Genomic DNA, 24165 nt, shown 5'->3' on the forward strand with positions numbered 1-24165 from the left:
GGCGCCCGCGGCCGTGACGAGCCGCGCGAATCCCCCTTCCTCAGCAACACAAGATCGGAAACGCACCGTGACCCATCCCAGCTTCAGGAGGAGACGTTCACGCGTCCTCTCCGCGGTGAGCGCCGCCCTCATGGCTTGTCTGCTCGCGTTCTCTCCGGTGAACGCGGCGGTCGCCGACGAGGCCGGGGCGTCCCTCCAGCTCACGTGGAACCCGCTCAGCCCGACGCTGCAGAAGTCGGGCGAGCAGTTCTCGTACCTCGCCTCACTTTCCTGCCAGTCGCTCTCCGGCGAGGGTTGCGACGATGTGACTCTGGAGATCCCGTACAGCACCACGACCCCGCAGTATCCGGCGACCTCGCCCATCGCCGCGTGGAGCAAATCGGTCTCCGCAGCGGTCAACGGCGTCTCCCGCCCCGACGTGAAGTGGACCGACACCGGATCTTCCTTGATCGTGACGCTCGGTTCGCTCGAACCCGGGGAGCAGGCCAACGTGACCCTGCGCGTGGTGCCCCCGGCGCGAACCACGGCGGGGGGAACCGCCTGGACCGCCGGGCTCGACGCGCGCAGCTCGACAGCGGCCGGCGCGAGTGCCCCGGCGGTCGAGATGACGGCAGAGGCCTCCTTCCATCCCGCCGTCAGCAAGGCCCTCGTGGGGCTCCCCGCAGGAGCCCGAGTCCTCCGCGGCACCGAAGTCGAGTACCGCCTCACGCTGGGCGACGTCACCGGAGGCCCGATCGGCGCCGTCGGACTCAGTCCCGACCACATGGCGACGCTGACCGACGTGCTTCCCTCCGAGCTCGAGTTCGTGTCGTGCAGCGACGACTGCGTCGTCGACGGTCAGCGGGTCGAATGGAATGTCGACCAGACGCGCATTCCCCTGACCGTGACCGTGAGAGCCGCCCTTCGCGATGATGCACCGGTCGACCAGGCGTTCCGCAACTCCGCGACCGCGGACTTCGTCTCCCTGGTCGGCGAGGAGGCGTCCGCGACCTCCAACCCGGTCGACGCGGTCGCGAGTGCGGCTCCGGCTCCGCACGACGTCTTCCGCAAGGAGGCCGTGGGCAACCTCGGCGACACCTCTCCGTCCGCTGTGGGTCACATCTCGGCGCAGTCGCCCTCCTCGTACCTCCTGAAGGTGATCGGGCAGCCGACCGCCTTCGACTATCTGGTGCGTGACCCGCTTCCCTGCACGAAGGAAGGCGACGCGTGGGTCTCACTGGCGCGATCGAGCGACTCGCTCTGCGAGCAGCCCGCTTTCCTCGTCACGTCGGTGAAGGTGGATGCTCAGAACGGATCCGTGGCGTTCCCGCGCACCGCGACCCTCCACTACTCCGACGGAACGTCCGAAGAGTTCGTCGCCCGGAAGAGCGGCGATGCCTTCGAGATTCCGGCCGGCAAGCAGCTGAGCCGCCTCGATTCGAGCGGTTCCATGGCCGCGGGCTCGGGCACCCTGGTGTTCAGCCTGACCGGTACCCCCGCTCCCTTCGCGTCCGCCGACGATTTCACGAACGTCGCGGGGTTCTCGATCCCGGGCGCCGCGAGCGGCGGGTTCCTGGATCTCGCGGCTCAGCTCGACACGTATGAGACGATCGGCGCCGCCGTCGGATGGCAGAAGACCCCGCCGTCCTCGGTCGACCTGACGTTCCGCCGGATGGCGGACCTCGATCCGGAGTCCGAGGGAGCAGGGTACAACTGGTCTTACGTCGGCTGGTGGCCCCAGTTCTTCTCGAGCCCGGGGCTTCGCGCCGACGCGGGTGCGGCAGCGGTGATCCTGCCGGAAGGCTTCAAGATCGCCGAGCGCAACACGTCGCGGCTCAGCGTCACCGACGACTGGAACGGCAGCGGGCAGACGCGATACGTGTTGCCGGGCACCTACGGGAACGTGACCGGCGACGGTGGTCCGCCCTTCAACATCGTGGTCGACAGACTGAATCCGCCGGCACCGGGGCTGCACACCTTCGACATGTTCGTGGGCTTCCGTGACACGACGTTCGACCAGTGCCTCTTGATGAACGGACAGCCGGAGGTGACGAACTCCCTCATCCGCGACACTTCGGGCATCATCGGGTCGACCGAGGGCGTCGAGACGTCGCTCTGCCACCTGCAGGGGACGATGCTGGTGCTCGGAGACGACCCCGGCATCGCGCTGAACAAGTCGGTGCGCACGCAGCTCTCACCCCAGTGGGTCAACGCGCCCGAGACCGTCTCCGACATCGGGGAGGACGGCGCGGTCGACTTCCTGCTCGCCTGGTCGAACCCGGGAGCGCTTGCAGTCGATGACGCGGTGATCTACGACGTGTTCCCGCGGGCTGACGACGACCGGACGACGGCCGGCGCGCCCCGGGGGTCCTCGCTGGCCCTGACCCTGCGCGAGGCGCCCCAGGCGCCCGAAGGCTGGACTCTCGAGTATTCGGTGGCAGCGAATCCGTGCCGACCGGAGATCCGCACTCCCGAGCGTGAAGTCGGATGTGTCGACGACTGGTCGCCCCAGGTCGACGATCTCAGCCTCGCGACAGCGATCCGCCTCACCAAGAACGAGCCGGCTGCGATCGGAGACACTCTGCTCCTGACGCTGAGCTTCGCCGCTCCGGAGGTTCCCTCGGCGGTGACGTACAACACCGCCGCTGCTGCGGCGAGCCTCGACGTGCGGGGAGCGGAACTGATCCCGCTCGCGCCGCTCGAGACGCCGAGGGTCGGGGCGAAGCGGGTGTTCCTCGACCCGGAGCCGGAGCCGGAGCCGCAGCCGGAGCCGCAGCCCGAGCCGCAGCCGCAGCCGGAGCCGCAGCCCGAGCCGCAGCCCGAGCCGCAGCCGCAGCCGCGGCCGGACCCCGAGCCCGAGCCGGCGCCGAACACGGACGTGGGTCCGAAGCCGGATGCTGATCGGCAGAACCGGGAGAGCGAATCCGCTGCCACTCAGGCGGGACTCGCGCGCACGGGAGCCGACGGCTGGGTTCCCGTGCTGGGGGTCGGCGCCGGGTTGCTGCTCGGCGGCGCCCTCCTGGTGCTCTGCCGGAGGCTGAGGCCGCGTCGCTGACGAGCGAGCGGCGTCGATGACGGCACCTGCCTGCTTGAGGGGCTGGGGAGAACTTCCCCAGCCCCTCTCGCATTGTCCGCGCGGAGCCCTGAGAAGCGGCCGTGGGCACCGGAGTTGCTCCACGCATGACGACCGAGGTTGCCGCGGCAGCCGTACGCCGCGGCATCCGGAGATCCGGAACCTTCGAATCGCACGCGAGGCTGAGCCGGGACGGCGCGCGAGGCAACCGAAAGGGCCCCCGAGCATAAGCTCGAGGGCCCTCGCCGGGAAGATGCCGACTTACTCGGCGCGGAAGCGGAACGGCGCGGTCGTGACCTTGCCCTCGTCGTCCTGCGTCGCGGTGCCTGCGTACGAGCCGGCAACCAGAGACACGATCGACTGGATCGACCAGGTGCCATCAGCTTCGACAACCGCGCTGCCGAGCGGGGTGCCGAACTGCCCCTTCACCGTGATCGTCGCCCCGGGCTTACCGGTGCCCGCGAAGGTCGGCTTCCCGGCCTGCACGACCGAGTCCAGCGCCGGGCTGGTCAGCGCGACGTCGGTGTTCTTGACGGCCGTGAACCGGAACGGAGCGCTGCTGACCTTGCCGTCCACGTTCTGCCTCACGGTGCCGGAGTAGGAGCCGGCCACCAGCGACACGGTCGACTCGATGGACCAGGTGCCATCGGCCTTCACGACTCCGCTGCCGAGCAGCGTTCCGAAGGTTCCCTGCACGGTGACGGTCGCACCGGGCTCGCCCTTGCCGCCGAAGACCGGCTTGCCCGGGTCGATCTCGGCGCCGACTGCCGGGCTCGTGAGAGTCACCGGAACGATCGTCGGCGCGGGCTTGTGCACGGTGAACCCGAAGGCGGCACTGGTCGTGGCGCCGTCGAATGTCTGCACCGCCGTGCCGGAGTACGACCCCGCGCCGAGCGAAACGGTCGACGCGACCGACCAGTTGCCGTCCGCGTCCACGGTCGCGGTGCCGAGCGCAGTCCCGAACCGGCCCTTGACCACGACGGTCGCGCCCGGGTGTCCCTTACCCGAGAACACCGGCTTGCCCGGGTCGAGCTGGGCGCCGAGAGCCGGGGCGGTGAGGGTGATCGGCGAGATCGCCGGCTGCGGCGCGGGCGCGACGTTCACCGAGAACTGGTACCGAGCGGTGGAGCCGTCGGCCGACTGGGAGACCGTGCCGGCGTGCGAGCCGTTCGGAAGGTCGGAGCCGGCGGCAACCGACCAGCTGCCGTCGGGCTGCGCGGTGGTGGAGGCGACGAGCTGGCCCGAGTCGTCCGTGACGTTCACCGTCGCACCGGGGTTCGCCGTGCCGGAGAAGACCGGCCGACGGGTCTCGGTGACGGTCGCCCCGAGCACCGGCGCAGACAGCGTCACCGGCGCCACGACCGGGCTCGCGTGACGGGCGTTGTACGAGATCGAGTGCGACAGGCCCGCGGGGAGGTTGTTCACCTTGGTGAACTCGATGCGGCCATCCGAGATGGTTCCCGTGCGCTCGTTGCCCGCAATCGAACGGAGCTGCAGGCGCAGTTCGATCGAGGAGCCCGCGGGGATCGTCACGATCCGCGGAGCGACCGTCAGCGTGCGCTGGTCGGTGGACATGGTGCCGTACCAGTCGTTCGAGGAGACCCCGGTGATGCGAGCGGTGATGAACTCCCATTCGAAAACGGTGCCGGAGGGCGCGTCGGCGACGACCCCGAAGGTGACGGTCTGGGCCGTGGTCGAATCGTTCTTCAGCGAGATCACTGCCCCACCCGTCGTTCCCGGGTCGAGGGTCGGGATCACCTTCTGAGTCGCGAGGCTCCAGTCTGCCGACTCGACCTCCGCGACCGAGATCGACGTCGGGCTGGTCTCCACGCGAGAGACGACGTTCTCGCCCGACTCGGGCGCGGCATCGGCGTCGGTCGCGGCGCCGATCGCTGCGGTGGAGGTGGGAGCGGCGACGGCCGGGAGGGGAGCAAGGCCGCAGCTGAGTGCGGCGACCAGGCCCGTCCCGATGAAAATGTGATGGCGTTTCGCCTTCATGGTGATGCTTCGTTCCTTTCGGGTAGCGCCCCGCCGGGTCGACGAGGCGGTGGCGCCGCGAAACCTCGTTCGTTCGGGCGAACGCCAGTTCCGGAGCGCGACGGACAATACTAACATTTCAGAATGGAAGATGGAGCACCGACGCCATTCCCCTCATGAGGTCAGGGGTTCACCGGCGTGGCGAGGCGTGAAGAGGCCGCGAGTCCGAAATGGTAATATTCAGAAGCCAGAAGGAGGGTTCGGATGCCGATTCCGGTCAACCAGCAGCCTGTCGTGCAGCCCAAGCGGCTGCTGCTCCGCGATGTCGCCCGCGAGAAGATCCGTGACGCGATCCTCGACGGCACACTCAAGGCGGGGGAGTTGCTCAACGACGACGAGCTGCAGCGGTGGCTCGGGGTCTCTCGCACCCCGATCCGTGAGGCCCTCAATGAACTCGCCCGCGTCGGACTGATCGAGATGGAGCCGAACCGCTATACGCGCGTCGCACTTCGCGCGTCCGACGAGGAGGCTCTCGCTTCCCTCAACACGCTGGGGGTGCTGTACAGCGGCGTGACCGACATCGCAGTGGCCCGCATGTCGAAGACGCAGGCGGCCGACGTCGCCAAGGACTTCGACACCGCCGCGCAGGAGCTGAAGGGCGAGGACTCCGAGCCGTTCCGCCTCGCGCTGGTCGCGGCATTCGATCGGCTCGGGGAGTTCTCGGAGAACCCTGCTCTCGTGAAGCTCCTCAAAGAGACCGTCGATGGTCTGGCCTATCGGGTGAAGGTCGCTCACCTGCTCGACGTCGTCGACCGAGCTGAGCTCAAGGCTGCCATCAAGGACTTCGCCGCGGCGCTGCGCAAGCGCGACCGCGACGGCACGCGGGCTGCGGCCGACATCATCTTCCAGATGCCGACGGTGGTCTGAGCTCGGACCGTTCTGCGATCACTCTCGCCGTCGCCTCAGGATCGGGCCGGTGCATCACGGACTCGGGGACGATGACGAGTTCGGCGGCCGGCATGGCTTCGGCGAGCCGGTCTGCGGCGGCGATGAGCACCGGAAAGGTCTGCTCGCCCCGGAGGATCGTGACGGGCTGCGGCACCGACAGCATCTCCTGCGGCGGAGTCGACACCTCCGCTGTCAGCGTGGCGTCATAGACGGTGGACTGGGCCAGCGGGAGCAGCGCGGCGAACTGCTCGCTGTGGCGGATGCCCTCGACCATCTCAGGGGACAGGCCGACGCCCTCGAGCTGGAAGGTGACGACCGCCTCGTCATGACGGCCGGCGTCGACGAGCGCCTGGAGCCGGGCCGCCAGGTCGGCCGCGGGCTCATCCTCACCGAACCGGAACGGGGGCTCGGACAGGAAGAGCTCACGCACCGGCACCCCGCGTGCCGCGCCGTAAAGAGCGAGAACCGCGCCCGATGAGTGCCCCAGGACGGCCGCGTCGCCGCCCACCGCGTCGACGACGGCGGCGAGATCGTTCGCCTCATCGGGTGGCGTGGACCCCGGCCTGTCACCACTCGAGCCGCGTCCGCGTCGGTCGACCGTGATCGCTCGGAACCCGCGATCGACGAGAGCGCTCGCGAGCGCTGCGCCGTCGGCCGCGACCGAGAAAGCCCCGCCCACGATCACGATCGCGGGGCCTTCGCCGACCTCGTCATACGCGATCACCGTGCCGTCTGCCGATCTGGTCTGCTTCATGGGAGTCACGTAACCACGCCCCTCCGACACCCTCAGCCCTCCATCACGGGGCAGCGACCGCGACAGCGACCGCGGACCGGCCGATCGGTCAGGCCCGGAGAAGGCTCCAGCCTTCGGCGTCGAGGGCATCCTCCACGTCGTTCAGCTGGTCGACGGTGATCTCGCGCACGTGGGCGACGACAACGGTCAGCGGTGCCCAGTCGCGCGACCGGGGGACACGAAGGTAATGATCGAGGTGATCCACGATCGGCGACGCCCCGACAAGGTCGTGCACAAGGGGGCTCAGGGATCCGGCGCCGATCTGCTCGCCGGGCCGCGGCACGGCGGCGCCCTTCACATCCTCGCGCACGAGCGCTGCGATCAGATGGCAGTCCTCGTCGTAGAACTCGAAGCGCAATCCGAGCGCCACCTGCCCGGCCGGTCCGCTTGCTCCGCCGCTGATCGGGCTCATCTCGTGCTCCCTCCGTTGCGAGGGGTCACCTCGCGCCGGTGGGGGGCCGACGGCGAGGCGACCCGACCGGACCTGCTCCCCGGAAAGGAGCAGCCCGGGTGCCTCGCACGAATCTGGGGCCGATGGCGAGGAGGCCCGGACCAGCACCCTCGCCGGAGCGGAGCTGCCGATCGTTCGTCAGACTAGCGAAACTCGCACCTTGTCGACAGGCCCCCCCGCGCACGCGCCCGACCCCTCTTGACAGCGCAACCATCTGGGTGAAATGTCAGCACTTAACGCGAGACCACTCACCGACCCTCGCCGTTGCACAGGTGAGCTCGCGCGAAAGATGTCGGATACAAGGCGCTCGATGGCGAGGCGCCGAGCGCATGACAGAGCAGGGAGAACCCGCATGCATGTGCCAGACCACGTCCTCACCGACGGAACCGCACTCGGAGCGGCGGTGATCTCGCTCGGGGCTGTCGGCTGCGCCGTCTGGCGGAGCCGTCGCGACCTCGACCGCGACAAGCTGCTGATGACCGCCGGGGTGACCGCCTTCGTCTTCGCGGCGCAGATGATCAACTATCCCGTCACGCCGGGAACGTCGGGCCACCTGATCGGAGCGGCCCTGGCCGTGGTGCTCCTCGGCCCGTGGCTCGCGCTCCTATCGACGAGCACGGTCCTCGTCGTGCAAGCGCTCGTCTTCGGCGACGGCGGCGTGACGGCACTCGGAGTGAACGTCCTGCTGATGGCCGTCGTACCGGTGGTCGCCAGCGCAGCGGTGGTGGCGGCATCCGGAGCCCTTCGGGGAGGACGGAGACGGGTGACGGTCGCGAGCGGCGTCGCCGCGGGGTTGAGCGTGCCGGTGGCCGCCGCGGTCTTCACCGGCCTTTACCTTCTCGGGGGCGCGGCCACGGTGTCGGCGGGGGGCCTCCTCGTCGCCATGACCGGCGTGCACGCGCTGATCGGCATCGGCGAAGCGGCGATCACCGCCCTCGTCGTGGTGCTCGTCGCCACGTTCGCCCCCGAGTCGCTGTGGGCCGGACGCGCCACCGCCACGCGGCCCGCGGCCCGACCCGCGGTCGCGCGCGGGCTGATCGGCGCCGGGCTCGTTCTTACTGTGGTGGCCCTCGTCGGTTCCTCCGCGCCGGACGGGCTGGAGTCGGTGGGCTTGCGGTTCGGTTTCGGATCCGGGGTCGGCGCCGGATGGGCGCCCCTCGCCGACTACGGCAGCGTGCTCGGCGTACCCGTGACGCTCGCGGGGATCGTGGGCATCGGGCTCTGCCTCGCCGTGAGCGCCGCGGTTCTGCGGCTGTCGGCCGGATCGACGCTGAGCTCGAGGAGGGCCTGATCATGGGACACCACCACCACGGCCACCACCACGGCAAGCGGCCGCACTGGCACCCGGGAGCGGACGGCGAGCACCAGCATCCGGATGATCTCTCCGTCGAGGAGGAACGCGCCCGTCTGTCGGGCATGCGGGCCCGGAGGCGCCTGAAGGAGACCCCGGAGACGAAGCGCAAAGAGCAGGTCGAACGGTCGCTCGACCTCGGTCTGGAGTCGGCGAAGTCGATCAACGACCGCAACATCTCGCTCTTCTCGCGGGGACTCGACCCCATGTTCGCGGGCATCAACACCTTCTTGAAATCGCCCTATGTGGAGAACATCCGTGAGATCGGACGGTACGACGTCGCCGTCGTCGGCGCCCCGTTCGACATGGGCACGACGTACCGCAGCGGCGCTCGGTTCGGCCCGCAGGCGGTGCGGCGGATCTCGGCGCTGTACGACCAGTACAGCCCCGATCTCGGGATGGACCTGCTTGAGGAGATCACCATCGGCGACGCCGGCGACATCTTCGTCATCCCGGCGAACATCGAGAAGACCTTCGACCAGATCGACCTCGGCGTCTCGCACATCCTCCAGTCGGGGGCGTTCCCCGTGATCATCGGCGGCGACCACTGCATCGGCTTCCCCGACGCGAAGGCGCTGGCGAAGAACATCGACGGCCGGCTCGGCATCATCCACTTCGACCGGCACATCGACACCGCCGAGACCACGATGGACGAGCGGATGCACACCACCCACTGGTCGCATGCCACGAATCTGCCCAACGTGCCGCCGACGAACCTCGTGCAGATCGGCATCGGCGGGTGGATCGGCAACCACTCCGGCGTGCACGTGGCGGAGGAGCGCGACACCACGGTGATCACCATGTTCGACGTCGAGGAACTGGGCATCGACCGGGCGATGGACATCGCGCTCGAGATCGCGTGGAAAGACGTCGACGCGGTCTACCTCTCGTTCGACATCGATGTGGTCGATCCCGGATACGCGCCGGGCACCGGCACCCCGGAGCCGGGTGGGATGTCGCCGCGAGAGGCGCTCAAGGCCGTGCGCAGGGTCGCCCGCGAGGGTCTCGTCGGCATCGACCTCGTGGAGATCGCGCCGCCGTACGACGTGGCGGACGTCACGTCGCAGCTGGGCGCCCGCATCATCATGGACTCGCTCGCGACCCTCGTCGCGAACGGGCACCTCGGCACGCGGCTCAGCAGGGAGGAGCGCGAACGGGCCGAAGTCGAGCGCAATCGCGCGGCCGGCATCGACGACGCCGAATCTCGCGACTGACCCTGCCGCGCGAGCGCGCCAGTTTCCGGCAAGCGCTACGTCGCGCGACGCAGCGCTTGCCGGAAAGGGCCGCGCCCGGCTCGCTTCTGACCGCACGCCATGTCGGCCGGGGCGGCGGATGGGAAGGAACGGCGCGACGCGACGCGCTTGTCAGGCGTAGAGCCTCGCCAGCGCGGCGCCGGCGGCGGCGAGCCAGCGGGCGGGGTCGGCCATCGCGGCGTCGGCGGACCCGGCCAGCTCGGTGAGCGAGAGGGCGTGCGCGAAGCCCGTGGTGGAGGCATCCGCCCCGATGCGGCCCGCTACGAGAGCGACCGGCACGTCTGCGGTCGCAGCCAGCGCCCGCACCGCGTCGGGCGCTTTGCCGCTCGCGGACTGACCGTCGAACGAGCCCTCGCCGGTGACGACGACGGATGCCTCGGCCACCGCCTCGCGCAACCCGATCAGCTCGGCGACCGCGTCGGCGCCGGGCATCAGGTCGGCCCCCCACGCGAGGAGCGCGAATCCCGTCCCGCCCGCCGCGCCGGCTCCGGGCGTCGTCGGGTCGACGTCGGTCAACCCCGCCCAGCGGGCGAGTCCCTCCTCGAGCAGCGCGACCTCGGCCGCGCTCGCTCCCTTCTGCGGGGCGAACACCGCGGCCGCGCCCCGGGGGCCGAGGAGAGGGTGGGTCACGTCGGTCAGCACCTGCACACCGCCCGGCGGGAGCGCCGGGAGCGCCGAGAGATCGGCCGTGGCGACGGCGGCGAGACCGCGGCCCCCCTCGGCGATGGGGCGGCCTGCGGCATCCGCGAATCGCGCCCCCAACGCCGTCAGCATCGCGGTGCCGCCGTCGGTCGACGCGCTGCTGCCGATGCCGAGCACAAGACGCGAAACGCCGTGCGCGAGGGCGGCCGCGATCGCCTGCCCGAACCCGCGCGTGCTCGCGTCGAGCGGCCGCAGCGCCGGCGGCGACCCGAGAAGCTCGATGCCCGACGTCGAGGCGAGCTCGACGACCCCCGTGCCGCCCGGTGCGTCGGCAGACGCGGGGAGGAGGAGCCAGGATGCCTCGACGGCGGTGCCGTCCGGGCCGGTGACGGTGACCGGCATGCGCAACGCCCCGGGCACCGCCGTGGCGAACGCGTCGAGGGTGCCCTCGCCGCCGTCGGCCATCGGGCGGAGGGCCAGCGGCGTCGCCGGGCTGACCGAGCGCCAGCCGTCACGGAGCGCTGCCGCCGCGGCGGCGGCCGGGATCGAGCCCTTGAACGAGTCGGGCGCCAGGACGACGGATGCCACGGCTACCAGCTCAACGCGGCGTCGACGGCCGCAGCCGAGTACTCGCGGTCGACGACGAGTGCGGCGAGGCCCACGGTCGCCGCCCGGTGCTCGAGGGTCGACAGACTCACGGTCAGGTGCCGCGTCGCCCGAGGGAGGGAACGCGGGTACAGGGTCTCGCGGACGCCGGTCAGCAGCGGCGCGGACGCGAGCATGCCGCCGAGGACCACCTCGCCCGGGTTGAGCAGCGAGACGACGGTCGCGACGACCTCTCCGATCACCCGGCCGGCCTGCTGAGTGAGGCGCGCCGCGTCGGTGTCACCGGCCGCGAGGTAGGCGCCGACGTCTGAACCCGAAGCCGCCGGCTTGCCGAGAGCGGTGAGAGCGGCGGCCACCGCACGCCCGGAGGCGACGGCGGCGAGGCATCCGTACGCCCCGCACTGGCAGAGCGCGTCTTCGTGACCCGCGATCTTCACGTGGCCGATGTCGCCCGCGCCGCCGTCGGTGCCGCGATAGACCTGGCCGCCGATGACGATCCCGGTGCCGATCCCGGACGAGACCTTGAGGAAGCACAGCGACCGTGAGCCGGGATGCGCCGAGCGCTGCTCGCCGAGCGCCGCCGCGTCGGCGTCGTTCGCCACGAGCACCGGGACGCCCAGCGCTTCGCCCAGGTGCTCGGGGATGGGGTAGGCGTCCCACCCGGGCATGATGGGCGGCTGGCTCGGCCTGCCGGTGTCGGGGTCGACCGGCCCGGGAACGCTGATGCCGATCGCCGCGACCGGCTGCACCGACGGGGTCGCGTCGAGAAGCGCCCGCGTGCGATCGGCGATGGCATTGAGGGTCTGGTCGGGCCCGTCGGCCACGGCCACGTCGATGCGCTCCTCGGCCAGGACTCGTCCGGCGAGGTCGGTGAGAGCGACCGTGGTGTGGGTGGTGTCGACGGATGCCGCGACCACCGTCGCATGGGAGGTGTTGAACTCGAGCCGCCGCGACGGCCGGCCGCCGGTCACGCGTTCGGTGCCCCGCTCGATGATGAGACCCGGCTCGAGCAGTGCGTCGATGCGCGTGGAGACCGTCATGCGGGAGAGGCCCGTGAGATCGAGCACGTCACCGCGGGTCAGCGCGCCGCGCGCTCGGATCAGCTCGAGAACACCGCCGGGACCGGGCATCGTCAACCTCCTCTCGCGAGCGTAATGGTCTCATTATGCTTGACAGCTTGACAAAACGCATCTAACTTCTAGACATATCGGTCGCCGAGACCGAGTGACAACACTCTGCAACACGTGAAGCGCGAGGAGGCGCACGGTGAAGATCCGTTCCACAGCAGTGACCCTGGCGGCGATCGGTGCGACAGCCCTGGTGCTGTCGGGATGCTCCGCCGGCGGAGGCGACGACGGCGGAGACAGCGACAGCATCACGTTCTGGGTCCAGGAGGATCTGCCCGACCGCGTCGCCGCAACCGAAGACATCGTCGCCGGCTTCGAGGAGTCGTCCGGGATCGACGTCGAGGTGGTCTCGGTCGCCGAGGACCAGTTCGCCCAGTTGATCACCTCGTCGGCCGCGGCCGGCGACCTTCCGGACGTGATCGGCGGCATCTCCCTGCCCCAGGTGCGCACCCTGTCGGCCAACGAGCTCATCGACACCGACGCCGTCGGCGCCGTGATCGACGCGCTCGACTCGTCGACGTTCTCCGAGAAGGCGCTCGAGCTCACCGCCGACGGCGACACCCCGCTCGCCGTGCCGAGCGAGTCCTGGCTCCAGATGCTCTTCTACCGCACCGACCTCTTCGAGGCCGCCGGGCTCGACGCGCCCGACACCTACGACAAGGTGCTCGAAGCGGCCGAGGCGCTGAACTCGGGCGACATGGCCGGCTTCGTCGGCGCCACCGCTCCGGGCGACGCCTTCACCGAGCAGACTTTCGAGCAGGTCGCGCTGGGCAACGACTGCCAGCTCGTGAACGAGGAGGGCGAGATCGAGCTCGACTCCTCCGCCTGCGTGGAGTCGTTCCAGTTCTACGGCGACCTCATCTCGAACTACTCCGTCCCGGGTGCGCAGGACGTCGACACGACGCGCGCCACGTACTTCGCCGGTGACGCGGCCATGTTCATCTGGTCGAGCTTCGTGCTCGACGAGATGGCGGGCCTGCGCGCCGACGCCATGCCGAACTGCCCCGAGTGCGCCGAGAACCCGGCGTTCCTCGCCGAGAACACCGGCGTCGTCACCTCGATCGCGGGTCCCGACAGCGACGGGGCCGCCCAGTTCGGCGAGATCACGTCGTGGACGGTCACCGCGGGAGCGAACGCCGAGGCGTCGCAGGCCTTCATCGAGTACATGATGAGCGACGGCTACGAGGACTGGATCGCGATCGCCCCCGAGGGCAAGGTTCCGGTCCGCTTCGGCACGCCGGACGAGCCGACCGTCTACTCCGACGCGTGGGCGACCCTCCCGGCCGGCGTCGACACGAAGGCACCGCTGTCGGACTTCTACTCGTCCGAGGTGCTCGATGCCGTGGCGGCGGGTCCGGCCGACATCGCCCGATGGGCCATCCCTCAGGGTCAGGGCGATCTGCTCGGCGCCCTCCAGGGAGAGCAGCCCGTGGCCACCGCGGTGAACGAAGTGTCGCAGGGATCCGATGCCGAGCAGGCAGCGGCCGCAGCAGCCGAGGCGGCGCGCTCCGTCCAGGAGTCGCTCCAGTGACTCAGCTCGCAGGGGGGTCGGACCTTTCCGGTCCGCCCCCCGTCCCGGGCGATGACAAGGAGGACGCCCGGCCGGGCGAGCACCTCCTTCCGGCCCGCAGGGGCCGGTCGCGGCGCAGCCGCGAAGAGAACCGAGCGGGTCTGCTCCTGATCAGCCCGACGCTGGTCATCATCACGGTGGCCGTCGTCATCCCGATCATCTGGGCGATCGCACTGGCCTTCCAGAACGTCCGCCTCATCAACATCCGCGAGACGGGGCTCTTCGGGTCGTACACACTCGACAACTTCATCGAGGTCATCACCTCGCCGGGCTTCGTCAGCGCGCTGTGGACCACGATCGTCTACTCCGTGTGCGGCACGGCGCTGGCCATCGGGATCGGCCTCATCGCGGCGCTTGCGCTACGGAAGCCCTTCCGCGGGCGCGGGATCATCCGGGCATCGCTGCTGCTGCCCTACGTCGCCCCCGTCGTGGCCGCCACGTTCGTCTGGACGACGCTCCTCAACCCGCAGTTCGGCTTCGTGAACTGGTTCGGCCAGAACGTCCTCGGGTGGGAGGAGCCGGTCGCATTCCTCTCCCAGCGCTCGCTGCCCGTGTCGATCTTCGGGCTGCAGGTGGACCTGACGATCGCGCTCATCACCGTGATCTGCTTCGAAGCGTGGCGATCGTTCCCGTTCGCCTTCCTGTTCCTCACGGCGCGGCTCCAGGCCGTCCCCGAGGTGCTCGATGAGGCGGCGCGCATCGACGGCGCGACCCCCTCGCAGCGCTTCTGGCACATCCTCTGGCCTCAGCTCCTGCCGACGATCGCGGTGCTGAGCGTGCTCCGGTTCATCTGGACCTTCAACAACTTCGACGACATCTACCTGCTCACCGGCGGCGGCGCGGGGACCCAGGTCGTGGCCGTCCGGGTGTTCGACTACATGACGGCGCGCGGCGACATCGGCGCGGCCGCGGCCCAGGCCCTCGTGCTCGCCGTGATCCTCGCGGTGCTCGTGGGCGTCTACCTCAAGCTGTTCGGCCGTCAGGAGGAGCAGGCATGACCACCGCGACCGTCGACAAGGCCGCGCGACCGGCGACACCGCCTCGGCGCGGGTTCAACCGCGACCGGTTCGAGAACGTCCTCTTCCGGATCCTCAAGCCCGTCGTCATCGTCGTGCTGCTGATCGTGGCCGTCTTCCCCTTCTATTACATGGTGCTCCTCAGCTTCCGCTCGCTGGACTCGCTCCTGCAGGACCCGGGCGCGCTGTGGATCTCGATCGACGAGCTGGACTTCTCGACCTACCTCGACGTGCTCCTGCCCGTCTCGGACGGCGGACAGGGCTTCATCGTGTTCATGCGCAACTCGCTGCTGGTGGCGCTGAGCACCGTCGTGCTCACGCTGCTGGTGGCCATCCCGGGCGCCTACGCGGTGAGCCGGCTCCAGTTCTTCGGACGCCGGCAGGTCTCGGGTCTCTTCCTCGCGGTCTACTTCTTCCCCGCCATCCTGCTGGCCGTGCCGCTGTTCGTGTTCTTCACGCAGATGGGACTGCGGGGCTCGCTCGTGGCGCTCGTGGTCGTCTACGTCTCGCAGGTGGCGGCGGTGTCGATCTACACGCTGCGCAACTACTTCGCGACCGTGCCGGTCTCGCTCGAGGAGGCGGCGGCGATCGACGGCGCGGGGCGGCTGCAGACCATGTGGAAGATCAGCCTCCCCCTCGCGATGCCGGCCCTGGTGTCAAACGGGCTGTTCATCTTCATGATCGCGTGGAACGAGTTCCTCTTCGCGCTGCTGTTCCTCGTCGAGAAGCGCGACTCGTGGACCGTCTCGCTCGGACTGTCGCAGCTGAGCGGAAGCATCGAGGTTCCCACCACGGTCCTCATGGCAGGATCCGTGATCCTCACCCTCCCGATCATCATCCTGTTCTTCGCCTCGGAACGTCTGCTCGTCGGCGGCCTGACCGCCGGCGCCGAGAAGGGCTGACGAAGGCCGTCGGCGAAACCCCTCCACCCGAAAGGAGCGCACGTCCCGTGCCTCACATCGTCCAGTTCACCGAGCCCGGCCGGGTCGAGCTCGTCGAGACGGATGCCGCGCCCCTGAGCCCCGGTATGGTGCGCGTCGCCACCTGGTACTCCGGCATCTCGGCCGGGACCGAGCTGACCGCCTATCGCGGCACCAATCCGTACCTCAACGCGACGTGGGACGCCGAGCGCCGATTGTTCGTGCCCGGGCAGCCCAGCTTCGCCTACCCGGTGCAGGGGTGGGGATACTCCGAGGTGGGGCAGGTCGTGGAGGTCGCGGACGACGTGACGGCGCCCGCCGTGGGCGATGTCGTGCACGGCATCTGGGGCCACCGCAGCGACGCCGTGCTCCCGGCATCCGCCCTCGCCTGGCGCGTCATGCCGTCGTCGGCCGACCCCGTCCTCGGCACCTTCGCCCGGGTCGGGTCCATCGCCCTGAACGCGGTGCTCGCGGCGGACGTGCGACTCGGCGAGCGGGTCGCCATCTTCGGGCAGGGAGTGATCGGGCTCCTCGCCACCCGGCTCGCCAGCCTCTCCGGCGGTCGTGTCTACGCCGTCGACACCGTCGCGGGGCGCCTCGCGAAAGCCGCCGAGTTCGGAGCGCTCGAGACCGTCGACGCGTTGCGGGACGGCGGAGCCGGTGCGTACATCCGCGAGCGGACCGACGGCGGCGCGGACAGCGCGATCGAACTCTCGGGGGCCGACCGGGCGCTTCACGAGGCCGTGCGTTCCGTCGTCGTCGAAGGTCTGGTAGCGGCATCCGGCTTCTACCAGGGCGGAGCCGCGAACCTGCGGCTCGGCGAGGAGTTCCACCACAACCGCGTGCGGATCGTCGCGAGCCAGATCTCGGGCGTGCCCGTGGGACTCGGCGGCCGGTGGGATCAGCCCCGGCTCGTGCGTACCGTGATGGACCTGATCCTGAGCGGCGCCGTGGATGCGGGCGCACTGGTGAGCGACGTCGTCGACGCCCGCGAGGTGGCCGATGTCTTCCGCCGGCTGGACGCGGGCGATCCCGGGATCCTCCAGGCCGTGCTGCGGTTCGACGCGGCGCCGGAACGGTCGTGATGGACGTCCCCGACTACCGGCCGCAGGTGCCGGCGGCACCTCTCCGCGTCGGCCTGATCGGCGCGGGGGCGATCGCCCGCTCCGCGCATCTCCCCGCATATGCCGCGTGGGGCATCCCCGTCGCGGCGGTGACCTCACGCCGGGTCGAGGCCGCCCGGGCTCTCGCGGCAGACTTCGGAGTGCCGACGGTGCACGCCTCCGTAGACGACGTGCTCGCCGACCCCGAGGTCGAGGTCGTGGACATCGCCACCGGACCGGCGGGCCGGCTCGATCTGATCGCCGCCGCCGTCGACGCGGGCAAGCACGTGCTCGCGCAGAAGCCGCTCAGCACCGACCCCGCCGAACTCGGCACGCTTCAGGAGGTGCTGGGACGCGCGCGGGAACGTGGCATCCGGATCGCCGTCAACCAGAACGCCCGTTGGGCGCCCGTCTGGCGACTCGCGACTCTCCTGGTGCGCAGCGGCGCGATCGGCGAGGTCGTCGGGGTCACGCATCTGCACGACAAGCCCCTCCCGCCTCTGGTCGGCACGCCCTTCGACGACGTGCCGCACATGCTCATCGCCGACTACCTCGTGCACTGGATCGACATCACCCGCTGCTGGCTCGAAGGCTCCCACGTCGTGGCGGTCGCGGCCCGCGACTCGCGCGTGCCGGGTCAGCCGCTCGAGGCCCGCAACCCCTGGCATGCCGACATCGACATCGCCACGGCCGCCGGGGCCAGCGCGTCGCTGCGGATCGTCGGCAACGCGCGCACCCATGCGGGCGGCTGCCCGTTCTGGATCCACGGCACCGACGGCACTCTGCGCGGCAGCATCCTCATGGGCACCGACTTCCTCGAGCTCGACCGCGATGGCGACCGCACCCGGTTCGAGACGACGGGACAGTGGTTCACCGACGGATTCGCCGGCGCCATGGGCGAACTCCAGACCGCGATCCTCGCCGGACGCGAGCCCGAGAACTCGGCGGTGCACGTCCTCCCGACGGTGCGGATCGGCTGGGCCGCCGTCGCCTCCGCCGAGGCCGGCGGGGCGCCGGTCCACCCGGCCGGGCTCGACCTCACCACCGCGCAGGAGGCGTTCACCCGATGAAGACCATCGACGACGTGGCCGCGGGGCCCGCGGCGCGCATCTACGCCGAGGGCTGGCAGAGCTGGAGCCCGACCACCTGGCACCACCGCGGCAGCGCCGCGCACCGCCCCGCGGAAGAGTGGCAGCACCTCATGCGATTCCGGCCCGGCACCGGCCTGCCCGACGACGACGACGGCGTGCAGGGCGAAGGTCTTCTCGTGGTCGACCCGGGGGACGGCGCACCGGCTCACGTCTACGCCACTCTCGACGCCCGCAGCACGGTCCCGTCCCTCCGGGCGAAGTGGCACGGCGACCGCGTCGTCGTCTCGGCCGACGGTCCGCTCGAGCATTGGACGGTCGAGCCCGCCGACGGCTCCGCCGCGCGCGCGTCTGCGGGGGATGCCGCGCTCGGCAGCTTCGGCGACCGCATCGGCGCGACCGCCGCTGCCCGCACGGGCGACGTTCCGCGGGTGTGGTGCACGTGGTACCGCTACTTCGAGGAGGTCACCCAGGCGGACGTCCTCGAGAATCTGCGCGCGATCGACGACCTCGATCTCACCGTCGACGTCGTGCAGATCGACGACGGCTGGAGCCTCGGAACCGGCGAGTGGACGCGACCCAACCCCCGGTTCGGCTCGCTCCCCGACACGATCGCGGCGATCCGCGACGGCGGGCGGCGCGCCGGCGTGTGGCTCGCGCCGTTCTCCGTGGGTTCCCGGTCGGATGTCGCGACCCGCCACCCCGACTGGCTCACGGGTCCCGCCGGCCACAACTGGGGCGACGACCTCGTGGGCCTCGATCTGACTCACCCGGGCGTGCGCGAGTACCTGACCGACGTGTTCATGCACCTCCGCGACCTCGGAGCGGACTACCTGAAACTCGACTTCCTCTACTCGGGCGCGGTGCCCGGGACGCGGCATGACGACGTCACCCCGATCGAGGCCTACCGCTCGGGGCTGGAGCTGATCCGCAGCGTCATGGGCGACGACGCCTTCCTCCTCGGCTGCGGGGCGCCGATCCTCCCCAGCGTCGGCCTGGTCGACGGCATGCGCGTGTCGCCCGACACGTTCCACGAGGGCGGCGAGGACGGCTCCCAAGGACTCCGCGGCCGGATGTCGCTCGAAGCGCGCGCCTGGCAGCACGGCCGGCTGTGGACGACCGATCCCGATTGCCTCGTCGCTCGGCCGCAGTTCGCCCTCCGCGACGAATGGGCCGAGGTGGTGCTGACGGCACCGGGTCTCCGCGGCTTCTCCGACCGCCTCGCCGAGCTCGACCCGCACGGGCTCGACCTCGTCCGACGACTGCTGAAAGCGGGGGCCGCATGACCGACGCCGACCTCGACCGACTCCGCGACCGGCTGCGTCCTCTCGTCGCCGACCTGTACCCCGAGCAGACCGCCGAAGTGCTCGACGCGCTCGTCGCGCTCGCCGGCCGCTGGGCGCCCGCCCTCGGGCCGGCCGACAAGGGTCTCCCGGATCAGGGCACCGCGTACCTGATCACGTACGGCGACGCGTTCCGGCGAAGCGGCGAGGCTCCCCTGCACACGCTGGCCGACGTGCTGCGCACGCACGTGCGCGACGCCGTCACCGACGTGCACCTGCTGCCGATCTACCCTTGGACCTCCGACGACGGATTCGGCGTCGTCGACCACCGCGAGGTGAACCCCGACCTGGGCACGTGGCACGACATCGCCGACCTGCGAGCCGACCACGCCCTCGCGCTCGACTTCGTCGCCAACCACCTGTCGACCTCCAGCCCCTGGTTCCGGGGCTGGCTGGCCCGCGACCCGCGTTACGACGGATACTTCCTCGAGCCGGGTCCCGAGTTCGACACCTCGCACGTCGTCCGTCCTCGCACCTCACCGCTCGTGCACGCGTATGCGCGGCCCGACGGGACGACGGCGCACGCGTGGACGACGTTCGGCCCCGACCAGGTCGACGTCGACCCGAGCACGCCCGCGGTGCTCCTCGACCTCACCGACGTGCTGCTCGGCTACCTCGCCCGGGGCGCCACGACCGTGAGGCTCGACGCGATCGGCTTCCTCTGGAAGCAGTCCGGCACGACGTGCATCCACCTGCCCCAGACGCACGAGGTCATCCGCCTCTGGCGGATCCTCGTCGACGAACTCGCTCCGGGCACGCTTCTGCTGACCGAGACGAACGTGCCCCACGCCGACAACATCACCTACTTCGGCGACGGTTCCGACGAAGCGCACATGGTGTACCAGTTCGCGCTGCCGCCGCTCGTGCTTCACGCGTTCGTGACCGGTCGGGCCACGGCCCTCTCGGACTGGGCGGCGACCATCGGCCCGGTGAGCGACACCGCGACGTGGTTCAACTTCCTCGCGAGCCACGACGGCATCGGCATCCGTCCCACCGAAGGGCTCCTCACCGACGAGGATCGCGCGCTCCTGGTCGACCGCACGCTGGCGCGCGGCGGACGGGTCTCGATGGCGCGCCGCCCCGACGGCTCGGAGGGCGTGTACGAGCTGAACACCAACTTCCTGGACGCGCTCGTCGACCCGGCGGATGCGAATCCGGATGCCTCGGCCGTCGTCCGCGGTCTCGCGGCCCATGCGATCCTGCTGTCGGTGATCGGCGTTCCCGCGATCTATTGCCACTCGCTGCTCGGCTCGGGGCAGGACCGTGCGGGCATGGAGGAGAGCGACATCGCCCGCCGCATCAACCGCGAGGTGCTCGACGCCGACCGGCTCGCCGGCGAACTGGCCTCGCCCGGACGACGGACCGGGATGCTCGAGGGTCTGCGGGGGCTGCTCGAGACCCGGCGCGGACTCGCGGCGTTCTCGCCGTTCGCCGACCAGCGCGTCGAAGCGCTCGACCCCCGCGTCTTCGTGGTGCGGCGGGCAGCCGGCACGGCGGACGAGATCGTCGCGGCGGTCAACGTCAGCGCCGAGGCCGTCACGCTGCCGTCCTTGTCCGGCGTCGACGTCATCTCGGGTCGGTCCGTGAAGGGGCTCGTCCTGGAGCCGTTCGGCTTCGTCTGGCTGCGACCGTTCCGCTGAGCGCCCCGCCGCAGCGCCGCCACGAGTGCGGGCGGAAGGCGGATGCCTCGGCCTCGGTAGGCTGGACCACCATGGCCGTTGGCGCGACGATGTACACCTTCTCGGTGCAGCTGGCCGACGTCGATCGAGGGGTCTACGACGAGCTGTCGCTGCGGGTGGCGCGGCATCCGTCCGAGACAGAGGCGTACATGATGACGCGGGTCCTCGCGTACTGCCTCGAGTTCGAGGAGGGCATCGGCTTCAGCGAGGGCGTGTCGGCGACCGACGAACCCGCGGTGCTCGTGCGGGACCTCACCGGCCGCGTCACGGCCTGGATCGAGGTGGGGGCTCCCGACGCGGAGCGTCTGCACTACGGCAGCAAGCTCGCCGACCGCACGGTCGTGTATACGCATCGCGATCCGGCGAAGGTGCTCGCGCCGTGGGCGGGGAAGCGCATCCACCGATCCGACGACCTGCGGCTCTACTCGTTCGACGCGGGTTTCGTCGATGCGTGCGCCGCGCTGCTCGACCGGCGCAACACCATGACGCTCTCCGTCACGGAGCGGCAGCTGTACGTCGAGCTGAACGGGTCGACCCTCACCTCGGAAGTGCACGAGCACCGCCTCGACTGACGCACCCCGGCTTCCCGGGTTAGGCCTCCGGTCCGGGCGGAGACGCTACGCCCGTCGGGCGCGGGGCGGCGTGCTCGCGTCGAGGATCGCGTGGAGACGGGCGACCTCGTCCGCCGGCATCCCGTACCCGTGCTCGGGTTGCGGATACGCCCTCGACCGCACCTCGTCGGCGTACGCGGACACCCCCGCGACCATGTCGTCGCGCAGGTGGGCGTACCGCTTCACGAACCGGGCGGCGTGCCCGTCGTGGATGCCCAGCAGGTCGTGGAACACGAGCACCTGACCATCGGCGGCGGGGCCCGCGCCGATCCCGATCACCGGCACGGTCAGGCGCGGCATGATGGCCTCGGTGACGGCGCTCGGGATCGCCTCGAACACGATGGCGAAGCATCCGGCGTCCTGCAGGGCCACGGCCGCCTCGCACAGCGCCACCGCCTCTTCGGCGGTGCGGCCCTGCGCGCGGTAGCCGCCGATGGTCGCCGCCGTCTGCGGCGTCAGCCCCACGTGCCCCATCACGGGGATGCCGGCGGCGACGATCGCTCGCGCCCGGTCGACCGAAGACCCGCCGCGTTCGATCTTCACCGCGTCGCAGCCCGTCGTCTTCACGAAGCGCTGCGCGGTGGCCACGGCCTGCTCGTCGGACGCCTCGTACGAGCCGAACGGAAGATCGGCGACGAGCAAAGGCGTGGAGAGCCCGCGTCGCACCGCCGAGGTCAGCATGACCATCTCGTCGACCGTCACGGGCACGGTGCTCTCGTGACCGAGGACCGTCATCGCTGCGGAGTCGCCGACGAGCACGATGTCGACACCCGCCGCTTCGGCCACCTGGGCGCTGGGGTAGTCGTATGCCGTCACCATGACGAGCGGCTCGCGGTTCGCCTTCTTCGCCGCGAGGGTCGCGAAGGTCACCCGCGGGCGGCCCGGGGAGGCCGCGGGGGAGAGGGTTCCGGCGCTCATGCGGGGGCCTCCAGGATCGTGTTGTCGATGAGACGGGCGGCGCCGACCCGTGCCGCCACGGCGAGGAGGGCCTCACCGCGGACACGATCCACGTCGGCGAGGTCGTCCGTGGACCGCAGCTCCAGGTACTCGGGCTCGATGCCGGCCTCGTCGAGTACCGCGCGAGCGGCGGCGAGCACCTGGGGCGCGTCGGTCTCGCCGCGGGCGACAGCGGCTGCGGCGGCGTCGAGGGCCCGGCTCAGGGCGGTGGCTCGCTGCCGCGCCTCGGGATCGAGGTACACGTTGCGAGAGCTCATCGCGAGTCCGTCGGCCTCGCGCACGGTCGGGCAGGCGACGATCCGCACCGGCATGTCGAGGTCGCGCACGAGGCGGCGGACGACCAGCACCTGCTGCGCATCCTTCTGCCCGAAGTACGCGACGTCGGGCGCGGCCATCTGGAACAGCTTCGTGACCACGGTCGCGACCCCGTCGAAGTGCGCGGCACCCCGGTGCTCGCCGTCGAGAACATCGGTGATGCCGTCGACGTGGATGGTCGTCGCGAAGCCCCGCGGGTAGACCTCCTCGACCGTGGGCGCGAAGAGCAGGTCGACCCCCGCGCCCTCCGCCAGCGCGGCGTCGCGGGACTCGTCGCGGGGGTAGGCGGCGAGGTCTTCGCTCGGACCGAACTGCGTCGGATTGACGAACAGCGAGACGACGACGCATCCGTTCTCGGCCCGCGCCCGCCGCATGAGCGAGAGGTGGCCGTCGTGGAACGCGCCCATCGTCGGCACGAGACCGATGGAGTGCCCGTCCGCGCGGGCTCGCGCCACCGCGGCACGGAGCTCGGCGACGGTTCGGACGATCCTCATGCGGGGGACTCCTCGACGCGGGCGAGCTCGCGGGCGGCGGCGACTTCCGGGTCGTGCGCGGGTCGGGGCTCGCCGGCGAGTTCTCGGGTGCGGGCGGTCAACTCGTCGAACAGGGGCAGCACCTCGGGTGCGGCGGCGGCCACGGCGGCGCGCTGTCGTTGCACGGTCGGCTCGTCGCCGCGCACGATCGGGCCCGTGAGGGCGGCCCGCGGCCCGTGCTGCGCCCAGTTCTCGACCGTCCCGCGCACCAGGGGGACGAGGTGCGCGCGGAACCGCGAGGCCGGGAGATCGGATGCCTCGGCCACCCGCTCGGCCATGGCCTCGAGCGTGACGAGGAAGTTCGACGCGATCGATGCGGCCGCGTGATACCCGGCGCGCTGCGCGTCGGTCACCTCGAACGGAGACCCCCCGATCGCGTCGACGAGTGCGCGGGCGACGCCGAGCGCCGCCGGGGACGTGCCGGCGATCGCGCAGCCGATGCCGCGGAACGCGTCGGCGCCCTCGTTCCCGACGAACGCCCGCAGCGGGTGCAGGCCGAAGTCGACCCCCGACTCGGTGAGGGGGGTCGCGCCGGACGTGTGGCCGATCAGCGCGCCGTGTGTGCGCGCGCCGGCGGCGGCGTCGGCGATCTCCCGGTCGGGCACGCACAGCACGACCACGTCGGACCAGGGGAGCGTGTCGCCCCGGCCGAAGGGGCCTCGCACGTCGCAGCCGGCCTCCCGCAGCGCCGCGTCGAGGGCCCGGCCGACGCGTCCGGAGCCGACGACGCTGACGACGGCCCCGCGGAGGTGGTTCGGTGTGCTCATGATTCTCGTGCCGCCGTCACAGCACGCGGGCGGGAGTGCGGCACCCGTCGAGTATCCCACCGG

Annotated in this window: 20 protein-coding genes; 12 read left to right on the forward strand and 8 right to left on the reverse strand. The window is 70.9% G+C overall.

Features of this window, described 5'->3' with window-relative positions:
* Positions 1-130 precede the first annotated feature (130 nt).
* Complete coding sequence (locus ACFUTX_RS00885; protein ID WP_378860317.1) at positions 131-3034, forward strand: hypothetical protein; 2904 nt, start codon at positions 131-133, stop codon at positions 3032-3034.
* Between the two features lie 279 nt (positions 3035-3313).
* Here the strand turns inward: ACFUTX_RS00885 and ACFUTX_RS00890 are convergent, their stop codons facing one another.
* Positions 3314-5050 (reverse strand): Ig-like domain-containing protein, encoded by a 1737-nt coding sequence (locus tag ACFUTX_RS00890; RefSeq protein ID WP_378860318.1) that lies wholly within the window; start codon positions 5048-5050, stop codon positions 3314-3316.
* Between the two features lie 243 nt (positions 5051-5293).
* Here ACFUTX_RS00890 and ACFUTX_RS00895 point away from each other — a divergent pair, with 243 nt between their 5' ends.
* Positions 5294-5956, forward strand: coding sequence for a GntR family transcriptional regulator (locus ACFUTX_RS00895; RefSeq protein ID WP_378860319.1), 663 nt, complete (start codon positions 5294-5296; stop codon positions 5954-5956).
* On the opposite strand, the gene ACFUTX_RS00900 is transcribed toward ACFUTX_RS00895, so the two are convergent.
* Complete coding sequence (locus tag ACFUTX_RS00900; RefSeq protein ID WP_378860320.1) at positions 5928-6731, reverse strand: alpha/beta fold hydrolase; 804 nt, start codon at positions 6729-6731, stop codon at positions 5928-5930. The genes ACFUTX_RS00895 and ACFUTX_RS00900 overlap by 29 nt on opposite strands.
* A gap of 88 nt (positions 6732-6819) precedes the next feature.
* Positions 6820-7182, reverse strand: coding sequence for a hypothetical protein (locus tag ACFUTX_RS00905; RefSeq protein ID WP_378860321.1), 363 nt, complete (start codon positions 7180-7182; stop codon positions 6820-6822).
* Between the two features lie 391 nt (positions 7183-7573).
* Between ACFUTX_RS00905 and ACFUTX_RS00910 the strand changes: the two genes are divergently transcribed.
* Entirely contained in the window at positions 7574-8512 is a 939-nt protein-coding gene (locus tag ACFUTX_RS00910; protein ID WP_378860322.1) for an energy-coupling factor ABC transporter permease, read from the forward strand.
* 2 nt (positions 8513-8514) lie between these two features.
* The gene (speB, locus tag ACFUTX_RS00915; protein ID WP_378860323.1) at positions 8515-9786 is read left to right on the forward strand and encodes an agmatinase; all 1272 of its coding nucleotides are present in this window, start codon (positions 8515-8517) and stop codon (positions 9784-9786) included.
* Positions 9787-9936: 150 nt separating this feature from the next.
* On the opposite strand, the gene ACFUTX_RS00920 is transcribed toward speB, so the two are convergent.
* On the reverse strand, positions 9937-11055 hold the full coding sequence (locus tag ACFUTX_RS00920; protein ID WP_378860324.1) for a glycerate kinase: 1119 nt from the start codon (positions 11053-11055) through the stop codon (positions 9937-9939).
* Positions 11056-11057: 2 nt separating this feature from the next.
* Positions 11058-12203, reverse strand: a complete 1146-nt coding sequence (locus ACFUTX_RS00925) for an ROK family protein (protein WP_378860325.1) — start codon at positions 12201-12203, stop codon at positions 11058-11060.
* Between the two features lie 136 nt (positions 12204-12339).
* Between ACFUTX_RS00925 and ACFUTX_RS00930 the strand changes: the two genes are divergently transcribed.
* The 8 genes from ACFUTX_RS00930 to ACFUTX_RS00965 all read left to right on the forward strand — a co-directional run bounded on the left by ACFUTX_RS00930 (position 12340) and on the right by ACFUTX_RS00965 (position 21491).
* A complete protein-coding gene (locus ACFUTX_RS00930; protein WP_378860326.1) occupies positions 12340-13731 on the forward strand; it encodes an ABC transporter substrate-binding protein in 1392 nt (463 codons plus the stop codon).
* A complete protein-coding gene (locus ACFUTX_RS00935; RefSeq protein WP_378860327.1) occupies positions 13728-14768 on the forward strand; it encodes a carbohydrate ABC transporter permease in 1041 nt (346 codons plus the stop codon). The genes ACFUTX_RS00930 and ACFUTX_RS00935 overlap by 4 nt, the downstream gene beginning before the upstream one ends.
* Entirely contained in the window at positions 14765-15688 is a 924-nt protein-coding gene (locus ACFUTX_RS00940; protein ID WP_378860328.1) for a carbohydrate ABC transporter permease, read from the forward strand. The genes ACFUTX_RS00935 and ACFUTX_RS00940 overlap by 4 nt, the downstream gene beginning before the upstream one ends.
* Positions 15689-15735: 47 nt before the next feature.
* A complete protein-coding gene (locus ACFUTX_RS00945) occupies positions 15736-16791 on the forward strand; it encodes a zinc-binding alcohol dehydrogenase (protein ID WP_378860329.1) in 1056 nt (351 codons plus the stop codon).
* Entirely contained in the window at positions 16791-17879 is a 1089-nt protein-coding gene (locus ACFUTX_RS00950) for a Gfo/Idh/MocA family protein (RefSeq protein WP_378860330.1), read from the forward strand. Before ACFUTX_RS00945 ends, ACFUTX_RS00950 begins: the two co-directional genes overlap by 1 nt.
* Positions 17876-19183, forward strand: a complete 1308-nt coding sequence (locus ACFUTX_RS00955; protein ID WP_378860331.1) for a glycoside hydrolase family 36 protein — start codon at positions 17876-17878, stop codon at positions 19181-19183. Before ACFUTX_RS00950 ends, ACFUTX_RS00955 begins: the two co-directional genes overlap by 4 nt.
* The gene (locus ACFUTX_RS00960) at positions 19180-20880 is read left to right on the forward strand and encodes an alpha-amylase family glycosyl hydrolase (RefSeq protein WP_378860332.1); all 1701 of its coding nucleotides are present in this window, start codon (positions 19180-19182) and stop codon (positions 20878-20880) included. The genes ACFUTX_RS00955 and ACFUTX_RS00960 overlap by 4 nt, the downstream gene beginning before the upstream one ends.
* A 71-nt stretch (positions 20881-20951) precedes the next feature.
* The gene (locus tag ACFUTX_RS00965; RefSeq protein ID WP_378860333.1) at positions 20952-21491 is read left to right on the forward strand and encodes a YaeQ family protein; all 540 of its coding nucleotides are present in this window, start codon (positions 20952-20954) and stop codon (positions 21489-21491) included.
* 45 nt (positions 21492-21536) lie between these two features.
* Here the strand turns inward: ACFUTX_RS00965 and panB are convergent, their stop codons facing one another.
* The 3 genes from panB to ACFUTX_RS00980 are packed head-to-tail and all read right to left on the reverse strand — an operon-like array spanning position 21537 to position 24102.
* Positions 21537-22448, reverse strand: a complete 912-nt coding sequence (gene panB / locus ACFUTX_RS00970) for a 3-methyl-2-oxobutanoate hydroxymethyltransferase (RefSeq protein WP_378860334.1) — start codon at positions 22446-22448, stop codon at positions 21537-21539.
* Positions 22445-23296 (reverse strand): pantoate--beta-alanine ligase, encoded by an 852-nt coding sequence (panC, locus tag ACFUTX_RS00975; protein WP_378860335.1) that lies wholly within the window; start codon positions 23294-23296, stop codon positions 22445-22447. The genes panB and panC overlap by 4 nt, the downstream gene beginning before the upstream one ends.
* A complete protein-coding gene (locus tag ACFUTX_RS00980) occupies positions 23293-24102 on the reverse strand; it encodes a DUF2520 domain-containing protein (protein ID WP_378860336.1) in 810 nt (269 codons plus the stop codon). Before ACFUTX_RS00980 ends, panC begins: the two co-directional genes overlap by 4 nt.
* Positions 24103-24165: the final 63 nt, after the last annotated feature.

This window comes from Microbacterium sp. NPDC057407 (genome assembly GCF_042803895.1).
In the GTDB taxonomy this organism is placed as follows: Bacteria; Actinomycetota; Actinomycetes; order Actinomycetales; family Microbacteriaceae; genus Microbacterium.

What these genes read in the sequence shown, in the direction of transcription:
- ACFUTX_RS00885 (WP_378860317.1), top strand. Translation starts at nt 131, where the DNA reads ATGGCTTGTCTGCTCGCGTTCTCTCCGGTGAACGCGGCGGTCGCCGAC.
- ACFUTX_RS00890 (WP_378860318.1), bottom strand. Translation starts at nt 5,050, where the DNA reads ATGAAGGCGAAACGCCATCACATTTTCATCGGGACGGGCCTGGTCGCC.
- ACFUTX_RS00895 (WP_378860319.1), top strand. Translation starts at nt 5,294, where the DNA reads ATGCCGATTCCGGTCAACCAGCAGCCTGTCGTGCAGCCCAAGCGGCTG.
- ACFUTX_RS00900 (WP_378860320.1), bottom strand. Translation starts at nt 6,731, where the DNA reads ATGAAGCAGACCAGATCGGCAGACGGCACGGTGATCGCGTATGACGAG.
- ACFUTX_RS00905 (WP_378860321.1), bottom strand. Translation starts at nt 7,182, where the DNA reads ATGAGCCCGATCAGCGGCGGAGCAAGCGGACCGGCCGGGCAGGTGGCG.
- ACFUTX_RS00910 (WP_378860322.1), top strand. Translation starts at nt 7,574, where the DNA reads ATGCATGTGCCAGACCACGTCCTCACCGACGGAACCGCACTCGGAGCG.
- speB (WP_378860323.1), top strand. Translation starts at nt 8,515, where the DNA reads ATGGGACACCACCACCACGGCCACCACCACGGCAAGCGGCCGCACTGG.
- ACFUTX_RS00925 (WP_378860325.1), bottom strand. Translation starts at nt 12,203, where the DNA reads ATGCCCGGTCCCGGCGGTGTTCTCGAGCTGATCCGAGCGCGCGGCGCG.
- ACFUTX_RS00940 (WP_378860328.1), top strand. Translation starts at nt 14,765, where the DNA reads ATGACCACCGCGACCGTCGACAAGGCCGCGCGACCGGCGACACCGCCT.
- ACFUTX_RS00950 (WP_378860330.1), top strand. Translation starts at nt 16,791, where the DNA reads ATGGACGTCCCCGACTACCGGCCGCAGGTGCCGGCGGCACCTCTCCGC.
- ACFUTX_RS00955 (WP_378860331.1), top strand. Translation starts at nt 17,876, where the DNA reads ATGAAGACCATCGACGACGTGGCCGCGGGGCCCGCGGCGCGCATCTAC.
- ACFUTX_RS00960 (WP_378860332.1), top strand. Translation starts at nt 19,180, where the DNA reads ATGACCGACGCCGACCTCGACCGACTCCGCGACCGGCTGCGTCCTCTC.
- ACFUTX_RS00965 (WP_378860333.1), top strand. Translation starts at nt 20,952, where the DNA reads ATGGCCGTTGGCGCGACGATGTACACCTTCTCGGTGCAGCTGGCCGAC.
- panB (WP_378860334.1), bottom strand. Translation starts at nt 22,448, where the DNA reads ATGAGCGCCGGAACCCTCTCCCCCGCGGCCTCCCCGGGCCGCCCGCGG.
- panC (WP_378860335.1), bottom strand. Translation starts at nt 23,296, where the DNA reads ATGAGGATCGTCCGAACCGTCGCCGAGCTCCGTGCCGCGGTGGCGCGA.
- ACFUTX_RS00980 (WP_378860336.1), bottom strand. Translation starts at nt 24,102, where the DNA reads ATGAGCACACCGAACCACCTCCGCGGGGCCGTCGTCAGCGTCGTCGGC.